Annotated in this window: 9 protein-coding genes; 5 read left to right on the top strand and 4 right to left on the bottom strand. The window is 60.9% G+C overall.

Annotated elements, in window-relative coordinates:
* Window positions 1-255: 255 nt before the first annotated feature.
* Together ACUN0E_RS30825 and ACUN0E_RS30820 are read left to right on the top strand one after the other, a co-directional pair.
* Window positions 256-1,374 carry a porin gene (locus ACUN0E_RS30825; protein ID WP_445568955.1) on the top strand — a complete coding sequence of 373 codons (1,119 nt, stop codon included), beginning with the start codon at window positions 256-258 and terminating at the stop codon, window positions 1,372-1,374.
* Window positions 1,375-1,515: 141 nt separating this feature from the next.
* The gene (locus ACUN0E_RS30820; RefSeq protein WP_445568954.1) at window positions 1,516-2,871 is read left to right on the top strand and encodes an MFS transporter; all 1,356 of its coding nucleotides are present in this window, start codon (window positions 1,516-1,518) and stop codon (window positions 2,869-2,871) included.
* A 37-nt stretch (window positions 2,872-2,908) separates the two neighbouring features.
* On the opposite strand, the gene ACUN0E_RS30815 is transcribed toward ACUN0E_RS30820, so the two are convergent.
* Together ACUN0E_RS30815 and ACUN0E_RS30810 are read right to left on the bottom strand one after the other, a co-directional pair.
* Window positions 2,909-5,416, bottom strand: coding sequence for a penicillin-binding protein 1A (locus ACUN0E_RS30815; protein ID WP_445568953.1), 2,508 nt, complete (start codon window positions 5,414-5,416; stop codon window positions 2,909-2,911).
* A gap of 648 nt (window positions 5,417-6,064) precedes the next feature.
* The gene (locus ACUN0E_RS30810; RefSeq protein ID WP_408265345.1) at window positions 6,065-7,315 is read right to left on the bottom strand and encodes an IS256 family transposase; all 1,251 of its coding nucleotides are present in this window, start codon (window positions 7,313-7,315) and stop codon (window positions 6,065-6,067) included.
* A 468-nt stretch (window positions 7,316-7,783) separates the two neighbouring features.
* On the opposite strand from ACUN0E_RS30810, the gene fabV reads away from it, so the two are divergent.
* Together fabV and ACUN0E_RS30800 are read left to right on the top strand one after the other, a co-directional pair.
* Window positions 7,784-8,980, top strand: a complete 1,197-nt coding sequence (gene fabV / locus ACUN0E_RS30805) for an enoyl-ACP reductase FabV (protein ID WP_445568952.1) — start codon at window positions 7,784-7,786, stop codon at window positions 8,978-8,980.
* A gap of 97 nt (window positions 8,981-9,077) precedes the next feature.
* Window positions 9,078-9,656 carry a hypothetical protein gene (locus tag ACUN0E_RS30800; RefSeq protein ID WP_445568951.1) on the top strand — a complete coding sequence of 193 codons (579 nt, stop codon included), beginning with the start codon at window positions 9,078-9,080 and terminating at the stop codon, window positions 9,654-9,656.
* A 22-nt stretch (window positions 9,657-9,678) separates the two neighbouring features.
* Here the strand turns inward: ACUN0E_RS30800 and ACUN0E_RS30795 are convergent, their stop codons facing one another.
* Both ACUN0E_RS30795 and ACUN0E_RS30790 read right to left on the bottom strand, forming a co-directional pair.
* On the bottom strand, window positions 9,679-10,059 hold the full coding sequence (locus tag ACUN0E_RS30795) for a hypothetical protein (protein WP_408223218.1): 381 nt from the start codon (window positions 10,057-10,059) through the stop codon (window positions 9,679-9,681).
* Window positions 10,060-10,209: 150 nt separating this feature from the next.
* Complete coding sequence (locus ACUN0E_RS30790) at window positions 10,210-10,833, bottom strand: glutathione S-transferase family protein (protein ID WP_445568950.1); 624 nt, start codon at window positions 10,831-10,833, stop codon at window positions 10,210-10,212.
* Between the two features lie 286 nt (window positions 10,834-11,119).
* Here ACUN0E_RS30790 and ACUN0E_RS30785 point away from each other — a divergent pair, with 286 nt between their 5' ends.
* Window positions 11,120-12,481: a glutamine synthetase family protein gene (locus ACUN0E_RS30785; protein ID WP_445568949.1), complete on the top strand. Its 1,362-nt coding sequence runs from the start codon at window positions 11,120-11,122 to the stop codon at window positions 12,479-12,481.
* Window positions 12,482-12,485: the final 4 nt, after the last annotated feature.

Genomic DNA, 12,485 nt, shown 5'->3' with positions numbered 1-12,485 from the left:
CTGCGGCGTGGCAGTCGAATGGTGTGATTCTGTCGGCCTGAGCCGGGTTTTCACGGCGTTTTTCTGTCATGCAACTTCTGCACTCTCCTCATAAAAACAATGCACTGGCTTTATCCCGCCAGTTCGCTTGAAATTAGCACGATCATTCCATTTTGCCGCGACCGGCCGGGGTCGATGAACCCGGCCCGCACTCGCCCCGCAATAGGTCTGTGCAATCAAGTCCGCTACAGGCGGATATAAAAAGAGGAGACATGCATGCGTTTTATCAATCATGGCGTTTGCGGAGCCACGCTGATTCTTGCCGCGGGCGGCGCTGCGGCTGCCGAGTCGAGCGTGACCTTGTACGGTGTCGTCGACGCGAACATCCAGTATCTGGACAACGGCGGCGTCCATTCGTACGCAGAAAAAAGCGGCGGCTCGACGGGTTCCCTATTCGGCCTGAAGGGCAGCGAGGACCTGGGTGGCGGCCTGAAGGCGCAGTTCAACGTCGAAACGGGCTTTAACGTGAACAACGGCGGCTTGTTCGCCGACACCTCGGCGCTCTTCTATCGTCAGGCGTGGGTCGGCCTGAGCAGTGACAAATACGGTTCGGTGACCATGGGACGTCAGTACGATCCGAGCTTCCGGGTTATCTACCCCTCTGATCCGTTTCGCGCGAACGAAGTGTTGTCGCCGTTTTCTGCCAACGTCCTCGCAGTCGACCGGAACACCCTGTCGACGCAATACGACTCGGGCCGCGCCAGCAATTCGATCATGTATCAATCGCCGAATCTGAAGGGTCTGCAGTTTTACGGCATGTATGCGTTCGCCGCAACGGTGACCCAACCTGTGCCAGCCACGACGGGCAACATGCTGAACGTCGCGGCCACTTACACGGGCTACGGTTTCTATGCGGGACTTGCGTATGTGAACCAGCGTCCGGGACAGGAAACCATCGCCGGCTTGCCTGGTTCGCTGAGCCTGCTCGGCACCGAGCACTTCATCGGTGCGCTCGCTTACCGGATCGGCATCGTGAATTTCCAGTTCAACTACTCTTACAACCGCTCCAAGGACCCGGCGGTGGGGTCGCTTGCCGCGCACCTCGGCACCGGCCATTCGCTCAGCATTGCGGAGTTGGGCGCCACGATTCAGGCAACCCCGGCCGACGTGATCGCGATTGCCGGCGTTCAGCGCAACGTGCGCGGCGCGCATGACAACACGCCGGGCATTGAACTCGGCGTCGATCATTCGCTGTCCAAACGCACCAGTCTCTACATGCGGGCGGGATATATGAAGAACAACGGCTCCGCCACGGTGAGCTGGCCGGGCGTGACCGTGACCGCGCCCGGAACCAAGCAGATTCTTGCGACGGTGGGTATGACGCATCGGTTCTAAGGCGAAGCGCGGCCGCCAGGTGGCGCCGGAGTGCCGCCTGGCGGCGCAGCCATAGCAAAACCCTTCCGGAATCGCACTTCACCGACTAGTCTGTAAGCACATCAAGCGAACGGACCGGACGCTGAACCGGAGGAGACATCGATGGATATTGAAGCACGCACCATAACGCGCGTGACGGTCCGGCTCGTGCCGTTCCTGATTGTCTGCTATTTCATTGCTTATCTCGACCGGGTCAACGTCGGCTTTGCTGCACTGCAAATGAACAAGGCGCTCGGGCTGTCCGCGAGCGCATTCGGCTTCGGCGCGGGTATCTTCTTCATCGCGTATTTCTTCTTCGAAGTCCCGTCCAATCTTCTGCTCGAGAAATTCGGTGCACGGCGCTGGATCGCCCGGATCATGTTCACGTGGGGGATCCTTGCCGGCGCGATGGCGTACATCCCGAACATTGCCCGCTTCACCGGCCTCTCGCCCGCGCACGTGTTTTACGGCTTGCGCATCCTGTTGGGTGTGGCGGAAGCGGGCTTTTTCCCCGGCATCATCTTCCTGCTCACATTGTGGTTTCCCGCTGCCTATCGCGCCCGTGTGGTCGGCTATTTCATGGCGGCCATTCCGCTATCAACGGTGATCGGCGGGCCGATTTCCGGCGCCCTCCTCTCGATGGACGGCCACGGCGGGCTCGCCGGCTGGCAGTGGGTCTATCTGATCGAGGCGGCGCCCGCGCTGCTGCTCGCGTTCGCCGTGCTGTTCTATCTGACCGACAAACCGGCGGACGCCAGCTGGCTTGCCGACGACGAACGCGACTGGCTGGTCGCCCGCCAGGCTCAGGAGCGCGAGCATCGCGAGGCCGTGCGCACGTTCAGCGTGAAGGAAGCGCTGTTCAATCCGCGCGTTCTGGCTGTTGCGCTCATCTACTTCGGTGCGAACGCAACCAACTATGGTCTGAGTTTCTTTCTGCCGCAGATCGTCAAGTCCTTCGGTCTCACCAACCTGCAGACCGGTTTCGTGACGTCGCTGCCTTACATCGTCGGCGTGATCAGCATGATTTATTGGGGGCGCCATTCGGACCGCAAGCTCGAACGTAAATGGCACGTGGCGATCGCGTTGCTGGTCGCGGCAGGCGGTATCGCGGCGGCGGCCGGGCTCGACAATCCGGTGCAGAAGATGATCGCGCTGTCGATTGCCGGGTTCGGCATCTTCGGCTGCCTGCCCGTGATCTGGACCTTGCCGGCCGCGTTCCTGTCGGGCGCGGCGGCGGCGGGCGGCATTGCCGCCGTCAATTCCCTCGGCAATCTGGCGGGATTCTTCGGGCCATACGCGATGGGCTGGATCAAGGACAGCACCGGTGGCTTCGGCGCCGGCCTGCTGTGTTTGTCGGGTGCGGGATTGGTCGGCGTGGCAGCCGTGCTTCTGCTGCGTCATGACACGGCGCTCGAGGCGTCGTGCAGTCTTCCTCCGGACCCAGGCGCGGCGGGCAGCACGAAGGTGGCGCGGTCCTAGCGAGGTCCTGGCGCCGCCCGCTCAGCGCGTTTGAACCTCAGGGCGATGCGCTCGCGCTGGCCGGCGCACTCGGGAGTGCGTTTGCCGTGCCGCCACCTGCGTCCGGCGCTGGCACGTCGTCCGGCGTGGGCGTCGGTGCCAGGGCCGGCTCGCCGTTGCCATGCACCTCACCGTCGACTGCCCCGCTCGCCGATGCAGGCGCCGACGCCGGTGCCTGAAGGAGCGGCGGCTGTGCCGGGAACGGCCTGGGTTCCACATCCGCGGTGGATGCAGATGCAGGTGCCGACGCAGGCGCAGTAACAGCCGGCGCATGGCGCGGCGTATTGCGCGTGACAACTTGCGCCTCAGGCTTTGCGGGCGACGCGGCGAACAGATGCTGGAACCACTCGCGCAGCCTGCCCGACCGTTCGGCAAACCAGCCCGGCTCCTGGTCGGTCTCGAACCTGACGCGGCTGTCGACCAGTTTTGACCTCTGCGCGCGCTGGAAAAAGTCGCCGACGATCGGCAACGCGCTATGCGCCCCCTGCCCCCAATAGTCGCTGCGCAAGGTCACGCGGCTGTCGTTAAAGCCGACCCACGCCCCTGCCACAAGCTGCGGGGACATCAGGATGAACCAGCCGTCGGCGTTACCCTGCGTCGTGCCCGTCTTGCCCGCGACATCGCCACGAACCCCGAAGCGGCTGCGAATGCTCGAACCCGTGCCCCGGCTCACCACGTCTCGCATCACATCGACGAGCGTGCGGGCAGCGTCGGCCGGCAGTTCCTGCCTGGGCGCCGCCGGCGCGAAATCGGCCAGCACCTCGCCGTTGCGGTCTTCGATACGCGTGACCATCACCGGCTCCACGTAGCCGCCGAGATTGGCGATCGTGCCGTAGGCCGAGACCATTTCCTTCAGCGTCACGGGACTCGTGCCGAGCGCGAGCGACGGCACCGGGTCGAGTTCGCTGTCGCGCACGCCCATGGCGCGCGCCAGTCGCGCGACCTTGTTCGGACCGACCTGTTCCATCAACTGGGCGGTGATCCGGTTGCGGGAATAAGCGAGGCCATCACGCAGGCTGATGGCGCGCTCGCTCGGCTCATCCTCGTCGCCCGGACGCCAGATTTCTCGGCCGGCCAGCGGAATCTCGACGGGTTTGTCGATGAACGTGTCGCTGGGTTTGGCGCCATCTTCGAAGGCCGCGGCATAGACGAATGGCTTGAAGGTCGACCCCGGCTGGCGGCGTGCCTGCTGGACGTGGTCGAACGGGTCCTGGCTGAAGTCGCGGCTACCGACCCAGGCCTTGATCTGGCCGTTGCGTGGGTCCATCGCGAGGAAGTCCGCCTGCACCCGGGTTTTGGATTCGCAAACCGACTGCACCAGGTCGCGGTCGGACGAGACGCGTTTCATCGCGTCGTCGTCCGTCAGGCCCGCGTCTTTCGCGGCGCGATAGTCAGGTGTTTCGCGCAGGAAAGTCTGTAGCAGGTCCCGGCCGCTCGCACAACCCGCACGCGTGCCCCAAGCCGAATTGGCGATGCTCTGCAACTGGTTGCCCTGCAAGGTCACGGCCTGTGTCGCCATGGTCTGCAAGCGTGAATCGATGGTAGTACGCACCACCAGTCCGTCGGAATAGATGTTGTAGTCGTTGCGATCGGCCCATGCCGCGAGCCATTTGCGCAGCTGTTGCGCGAAGTGCGGCGCGGGGCCGGGCGGCTCGGTCTGCCGTTCGAAATCGATGCGCAACGGACGGCGCACGAGCGTCGCGTAAGCCGCGGGCGTGAGCTTGCCGTACTTGACCATTTGCGCCAGCACCGTGTTGCGTCGCTGCAGCGCGCGTTCCGGATTGAGCACCGGGTTGTAGTAGCTATTGCCTTTGAGCATGCCGGTAAGCGTCGCGCTTTCCAGCACGTTCAGGTCGCCGGCTGATTTGTCGAAATAGGTTCGCGCTGCCATCTCGATGCCGTAGGCGTTGTAGAGGAACGGCACCGTGTTGAGGTAGGTCTCGAGGATCTCGTCCTTGGTGTAGAGCGCCTCGATCTTGAACGCCGTGATCGCCTCCTTGATCTTGCGGGTCAGCGTAGGCGCGCGGCCGATCTCGTCCGGATAGAGATTGCGGGCGAGTTGCTGGGTGATGGTCGACCCACCCTGGCGATCTCCGGAAAACGTGTGCAGCGCGGCCGATGCCGTACGGCGCCAGTCGAGCCCAAAATGCTGATAGAAGCGGTGATCTTCCGTAGCGATCAGCGCGTTCACCACGTTTGGCGAGATGTCCTGGAGTTTGACCCACTCACGGTTCGAGGGTTTGAATTCGGCCAGCAGCTTGCCGTCCGCCGAGAGAATCTGCGCGGGCTGCTCGATTTTCGCCTTGCGGATATCGCCGATACTGGGCGTGAACGGAATCAGGACCAGGACATACAGGACGAGCAGCAGCGGAATCGCGGCGCAGGCCTTTGCGACGCCACGCAGCGTAGGATGGCGGAGGTGCCATAGAGCCCGGGTGATGGGCTGGTTTGCCAGGATTAGCCCTTTTTCAAGGGTCTGCAGGAATGTGGGAATCAGACGCTTCACTCGGGTTACCGTTCTGCTTGACGAAGGCAGCATCGTATCAAGATGGGGGCGCCTGGGCGGCGGGTTTTGATTTGTATGGGTTTGGGTTGCCTGTGCGGCGCTTTTTTGTTTGCTTGTCTGCTTGCCTGTGGTTTGGGCGTTTTCTTGATCTGTTTGGTTGTTCGGTGCTTTCTTGTCTGTTTGCCTACGGCGTTGGGCTTTTCTTGGTCTGGATTCTTGGGATTTCCCTGATCTGATTTTTTGGCCTTTCCTTGAATTGTTATTGGATTATTAGCGTCGCCCCTGTGCGGGGCAGGCACCTACTTTTCTTTGCCTGCTGCAAAGAAAAGTAGGCAAAAGAAAGCAGCTCAAACCGCTAGCTTATAAGCGGGTCCCCCGCGCAGTTGCGGTAGTGGCACATCTGGAATCCGTGTTCTCGCCCATTCCGCGTGAGTGACAAAGCGCTCATCAGCTCCCACTCCGCACTGCGTACGTCGCGGACGGGTTTGCCAGGGAAACCTGCGGCTTCGTTGAGGTGCGGTGGGAGCCATCGTCTTCGCCTCGGCGGGGCGCCGAATGGCGCGCGGGTGCAAAAACGTGGTGGTCGGTTCTATGAGGTGCGTTTCGGCGCGCGAGGGTGTCCGGAATTTTGTGTAAACGGGTATTGATTTAACCCGGTAACAGGCGGTCTTCGAACTGGATAGTGAAGCGGTTCAGGGCTGCCTTCCAGTCCCGGATCGGCATCGACCACTTCTTGCTGATGTTGTTAAGTGCCAGGTAAAACAGCTTGGTCACGGCCTCGTCGGTCGGGAACGAACTGCGGGTTTTGATCACCTTGCGCAGGCTCATGTTGATCGATTCGATGGCATTGGTGGTGTAGATCACCTTCCGGATCTCCGGCGGATAGTCGAAGAACGGAATGACGCGTGCCCAGTTGCGCCGCCAGCTCTGCCCGATGGACGGATAGTCCTTGTCCCACGTGGCTTCGAAGGCACTCAGCTTCTGCTCGGCCAGCTCGACCGTCGATGAAGTGTAGATCGTCTTCAGGTCGGCGGCGACCTCGCGCTGCACCTTCCAGGACACGAAGTTCAGACTGTTGCGCACCATATGCACGATGCACAGTTGAACTGCTGCCTTCGGATAGACTGCTTCGATGGCTTCGGGGAAGCCCTTGAGCCCATCGACACAGGCAATAAAAATGTCCTGCACGCCGCGCGTTTTCAGCTCGGTCACCACCTGCAGCCAGAACTTCGCGCCCTCGGTCTGGGCGATCCACAGCCCCAGGACTTCCTTGTGGCCGTCCATGTTCACGCCGATGGCGAGATAGACCGCCTTGGTCCGTACAGCACCGCTGTCGCGCACCTTGACGTGGATGCAGTCGAGATAAACGATGGGGTAAAGCGCGTCGAGCGGGCGGGCTTGCCAGGCCTTCACATCCTCGCTCACCGCGTCTGTTACGGCCGAGATGAGCGTGGGCGACACCTCGGTACCGTACATTTCTTCCAGATGCCCCTGAATCTCCCGCACGCTCAGGCCGCGGGCATATAGCGAGATGATCTTGTCGTCAAAGCCCGACCAGCGCGTCTGATGACGACTCACCAGCTTCGGCTCGAACGCACCCTGACGGTCACGCGGGATATCGAGCGGCAACTCGCCAAACTCCCCCTGCAACGTCTTGGCGCTATGGCCGTTGCGGGTGTTGCCCGTGGCATTGGTGACCGCTTCGCTCTTGCCGTGGCCCAGGTGTTCGGACATCTCCGTCTCTAGCGCCCGTTCAACCAGCATCTTCGTGAGCTGCTTGAGCAGGCCGTTCTCGCCAATCAGGTCCTCTGGTTTCTGGTAGTTCGCCAGCAGGCTGTCGGCCAGCTTGACGAGCTCAGGGTCGGGTTTCACGCGTTTGTTGCGTTTCGCTACGGTCATCGTCGCTCCTGATTACTGGCAGTCTCCTGCCAAATGACCGTTTACACAAAACTAATTACACCCTCCTGCGCGCGCAGCGCCGCCGGAAGTATGACTGCCTTGTCACTAACGCCGAATGTGCGGGAACACAGATTCCAGATGCACCACTCCCTCCTCCAAGCCGGGGGACCCGCTTAAGAATTAGCGGGGTGAGCCGCTTTCTCTTGCCTACTTCTCTTTGCGGCGGCAAAGAGAAGTAGGTGCCTGCCCCGCACAGGGGCGACGCTAATAATCCAATAACAATTCAAGGAAAGGCCAAAAAACCAGATCAAGGAAACAGCAACACCACAAAAACACAGAAAAACAAGCACCACACAGGCAACCAAAATCAAAAAAAAACCAACGCCGCAGGCAAGCAGACAAAACCCCGCCGAACAGGCCAAAACCCAACCCCACTATAATGTCGGCAATTCTGACAAGAGGTGCTTCATGATCATCAAACCGCGCGTGCGTGGCTTCATCTGTGTATCGACCCATCCGACCGGCTGCGAAGCCAACGTCAAGGAACAAATCGAATACGTCAAGGCACACGGCCCCATCGCCAACGGCCCGAAGAAGGTGCTCGTGATCGGCGCATCAACGGGCTATGGCCTCGCCGCGCGTATCAGTGCCGCGTTCGGCTCCGACGCAGCCACACTCGGCGTCTTCTTCGAGCGTGCCGGTAGCGAAACCAAAACCGGCACGGCAGGCTGGTACAACACCGCCGCCTTCGAAAAATTCGCCACGGACAAAGGCCTGTACGCCACGAGCATCAATGGCGACGCTTTCTCCGATGAAGTCAAGCAACGCACCATCGAGGTCATCAAGCGCGATCTCGGTCAGGTCGACCTGGTCGTCTACAGTCTCGCCGCGCCCAAGCGCACGCATCCGAAGACCGGCGAAGTGTTCAGCTCGACCCTGAAGCCGGTTGGTAAGGCCGTTAACCTGCGTGGCATCGACACCGACAAGGAAGTCATCAAGGAAACCGTCCTCGAACCCGCCACGCAAGCCGAAATCGACAACACCGTCGCGGTAATGGGCGGCGAAGACTGGCAAATGTGGATCGACGCCCTCCTCGACGCCGGCGTGCTCGCCGACGGCGCGAAGACGACCGCGTTCACCTATCTCGGCGAAAAAATCACGCACGACATCTACTGGAACGGCTCGATCGGCGCGGCCAAGAAAGATCTCGACCAGAAAGTGCTCGGCATCCGCGAAAAACTCGCAGCCAAGGGCGGCGATGCACGCGTCTCGGTACTCAAGGCGGTCGTGACGCAAGCAAGCTCCGCAATCCCGATGATGCCGCTGTACCTGTCGCTGCTCTTCAAGGTCATGAAGGAAAAAGGCACGCACGAAGGCTGTATCGAGCAGGTCTACGGGCTCTACAAAGACAGCATGTACGGCGCGACACCGCATATCGATGAAGAAGGCCGTCTGCGCGCGGACTACAAGGAACTCGATCCCGAAGTGCAAGCCCGCGTCCAGGCACTCTGGACTCAGGTGACCAACGACAATATCTACGAGCTCACCGACTTCAGCGGCTACAAGACCGACTTCCTGCGACTCTTCGGGTTCGAGATCGCCGGCGTGGACTATGAAGCCGACGTCAATCCAGACGTGCAGATTCCCAGGCTCGTGCAGATCTGATGTTTGCTTGCGGGGCCTTCGCGGCCCCCGCCTGTTGTCTGTTTGCGGATGATCGGCAGCCCATCGCGGGCTGACCACACACGAGGGCTGGCGCGCAATGGCGTTCGAGGCGGGCGAAGCGGCAATGTGGCGGCTCGTGCAGCGCTACACAGGTCGAGTGGGATACCGGCGCGGCGTAAAGTCCGAAGGACTTTCAGCGAACCCGCCGGTTATCGATTGCTCGGGATGGACCGCCCTGCTGCTCACAGAGGCGCTGCAAGCCGAAAACGAGACGGCCATCCGTGGGGCGGCTATCTGCAGAGTGTTTGCCGTTGACAACATACAAGCGCTGCACACGTGGTCCGATCGGATTGTTCATGAGATCGAGCACCGCACAGGATTCATTCTCCAGGGGGCCGGGATCACGGCCCACACGCTCCCGCGCTGCGCCACCATCGGGTTGAAGATGGGGGAGCCCGCATGGGCCGTCAACCATCCCCGGCCACGCGGCATCACACATATCGTTCAAATCGTCCGCTGTCCGGAGGATGATGCGCCGTTCGTTTCCGAATCGTTCGGCGGTTCGGTGGCGCCAGGAATAAGTCTTACGCCGCTGGCGGAGTGGCTTGCCCGCTCGCAGCCACATATTCTCGCAAACGAAGTATGGGTGGTGGACGCGTTTCGGATGGTGTCGTAGCCAGACTCATCAAGCATTTTTATCAGCAGGGAAACGCCGCCTCAAGCGTGCGCAGAATGGCAAGGCCGATTGGAAAATCGTCTGAAAGGCCCGGATGGTTGGTGAAAAACTGATCGAGCAGCGGATAGACGTTCTGATTGCCGATAGCGAGGTTTTGCGGCGGGCAGAACAGCGGTGGACGCTTTTTCGACACCAGATCCCCGTTCGCCCACCCCAGCGCGTTGATCGTGCCGGTGATGTAGGCCGCGTAGACCGAGTTGTTGTCGGTATGCGCCCAGAGCTTGTATTGCGAGGCCGTCATTTCGGCGCTTGCATTGAGAGTAAAACAGGCCATAAGCAAAGCCAGTGCAAATTTCGATACCCGCATCTTTGAACCTTCAATCTGTGTCGCAAAAGCGGCCATTGTAGGTGAGTCGGGTCGCGGTGCGCAGAAGCATTCAGTGCTCGGGATTCCGTAAGCTTTTCGCAGGTATTTTTGTAAGCCTTTGCGAGCGAGTAAACAGCGTGACGTCAGCGTCGCCGGCGCGACCTGATAGCGCCACGAACGCGCTGTTTAAGGCGCACCGTTGCGACAGTACTCAAGGTAGCCCGGGTGCATCGCAAGGCGCGCCATGTAGGCCGTCAGCGCTGGAAAATCGGCGTGCTGCAATGGCGTCTCGAGCCAGCGGTTGATCGAAAGGGCAATTGGAATATCCGCGAGTGAAAACGACGACCCGGCGATGAAGGCCCCAGTGGTCTCCAGTTGCCTGTCGACGATCGCAATATGCCTTGTCCAGTTCGCACATGACAGGTCGATTTGCTGACGGTCCTGATGAGCCGGCGAATGCCGAACCAGCGCAAGAAACGCGTAGCTCCATGCCCGGTTAAGTTCGCTCGCCTGCCAGTCGATCCATTGATCGCACTTCGCACGTTCGCGAGGGTCGACTGGATAGAGGGACGGGCCGCCGTAGCGGCCGGCCAGGTACCGGATGATCGAGTTGGATTCCCACAGCACAAACTCGCCGTCCCTGATTACCGGAACCATAGCGTTGGGGTTCAAGGCGACGAATTCGGGCACCTCGGTCGCCTTGAACCCGGCCCCCCAGTCCTCCCGTTCAAACGGCAGGTCGAGCTCGGCACACGCCCACAATACTTTGCGAACGTTGATGGATGATGCTTTGCCTAAAATCTGAAGCATGGGATCGTGGCCGCTCGTTCAGTCGCTATGGATAAGTCACCGGGGTCCGGCTCGAATCGTAGTGTATCGATGGCTCGCTAAAGCGCACAGATACACTTCGCGCCTTGCGAGCTGGGCCAGCGCCGTAAGCGCCCTTGCATGACCCAAATTTGATCAAATTTCCCAAAAGTAAAATTCCATGCGATGATTTGATCAAATCCCATCATGCAAAACGCCCGGCTTTCCCGAACAGGCAGCTCGTCGCGCAAGGTTTGCAGCAGCGCTTCGCGCCGTCTTCATCCACCGAATGGAGTCAATCTTGCAAAGCGACCTACGCGCCGACCTGCGTGAATTCCTGGAGCATCACCGCATTCATGAAGTGGAATGCGTGATACCGGACATGACGGGGGTCGCGCGGGGCAAGATCGTGCCGAAGAACCTGTTTCTCTCGGAAGGCAAGATGCACATGTCGAACGCGCTGCTGATGATCACCGTCAACGGCGAGTTCGCGAATTTCGAGCGCTTTGTCGGGCCGAGCGATCCCGACATGGTCTGCATCCCCGATCCGAATACGGTACGGCTCGTACCGTGGGCCATCGAACAGGTCGCGGTGGTGATCCACGATTGCGTCGGACTCGACGGCAAGCCGATCGGCATTTCGCCACGCGCGGTGTTGCGGCGCGTGCTGAAACTCTATGAGGACAAAGGCTGGCGTCCCGTGGTCGCGCCGGAGATGGAGTTCTATCTGATCGCGCAGAACAAGAATCCGCATGAACCGCTACGGCCGCCGCTCGGTCGCGCGGGCCGTCACGAAGCCGGCCGCCAGTCGTTCTCAATCGACGCCGTCAACGAATTCGATCCGTTCTTCCAGGACCTGTCGCGCTTTTGCGAGACCACGCGTCTCGGTGTCGAAACGCTCGTGCACGAAGTCGGCGCGGGGCAAATGGAAATCAACTTTTCGCACGGCGACGCGCTCGATCTCGCCGACCGCGTGTTCCTGTTCAAGCGCGCGGTGCGCGAAACCGCCTTCCGTCATGGCATTTTTGCGACTTTCATGGCCAAGCCGATGGAGCACGAGCCCGGCAGCGCGATGCATATTCACCAGAGCATCGTCGATAGCAAAACCGGCGAGAACATCTTTTCGCTGCCTGACGGATCGGCGAGCCCGCTGTTTTTCAACTATATCGGCGGCTTGCAGAAGTACATGCCACAAGCCATGCCGATGTTCGCGCCCTACGTGAATTCCTACCGGCGCCTGTCGCGCTTCACCGCCGCGCCGATCAACGTGCGCTGGGGGTACGACAACCGCACCTGCGGTATCCGCGTGCCGAATTCCGGGCCCGACGGACGGCGGCTCGAAAACCGCGTGCCGGGTGTCGACGTCAACCCGTATCTGGCGATGGCGGCCACCCTCGCCTGCGGCTATCTCGGCATGGTGGAGCAGCAGCAGGCGTCGGCGCCGATGATTGAAAGCGCCTACGACCTCGAATACGAACTGCCGCGCGGTCTCGAAGACGCGCTCAAGGCGCTCCTGAAGTGCACCGAACTCGCGGATGTGCTCGGCGACAAGTTCGTGCAGGCCTTTTGCGCGGTAAAGGAAGCGGAGTTCGAGACCTTCTCGCAAGGCATTACCGCGTGGGAACGCGAGCATCTGCAACTGCTCGTCTGAGCGC

It is taken from the genome of Paraburkholderia sp. D1E, assembly GCF_052682275.1.
Note: the sequence above shows the minus strand (reverse complement) of the source record. Positions and strands in the feature narration are given on the sequence as shown.

What these genes read in the sequence shown, in the direction of transcription:
- ACUN0E_RS30825 (WP_445568955.1), top strand. Translation starts at nt 256, where the DNA reads ATGCGTTTTATCAATCATGGCGTTTGCGGAGCCACGCTGATTCTTGCC.
- ACUN0E_RS30820 (WP_445568954.1), top strand. Translation starts at nt 1,516, where the DNA reads ATGGATATTGAAGCACGCACCATAACGCGCGTGACGGTCCGGCTCGTG.
- ACUN0E_RS30810 (WP_408265345.1), bottom strand. Translation starts at nt 7,315, where the DNA reads ATGACCGTAGCGAAACGCAACAAACGCGTGAAACCCGACCCTGAGCTC.
- fabV (WP_445568952.1), top strand. Translation starts at nt 7,784, where the DNA reads ATGATCATCAAACCGCGCGTGCGTGGCTTCATCTGTGTATCGACCCAT.
- ACUN0E_RS30800 (WP_445568951.1), top strand. Translation starts at nt 9,078, where the DNA reads ATGGCGTTCGAGGCGGGCGAAGCGGCAATGTGGCGGCTCGTGCAGCGC.
- ACUN0E_RS30795 (WP_408223218.1), bottom strand. Translation starts at nt 10,059, where the DNA reads ATGGCCGCTTTTGCGACACAGATTGAAGGTTCAAAGATGCGGGTATCG.
- ACUN0E_RS30790 (WP_445568950.1), bottom strand. Translation starts at nt 10,833, where the DNA reads ATGCTTCAGATTTTAGGCAAAGCATCATCCATCAACGTTCGCAAAGTA.
- ACUN0E_RS30785 (WP_445568949.1), top strand. Translation starts at nt 11,120, where the DNA reads ATGGAGTCAATCTTGCAAAGCGACCTACGCGCCGACCTGCGTGAATTC.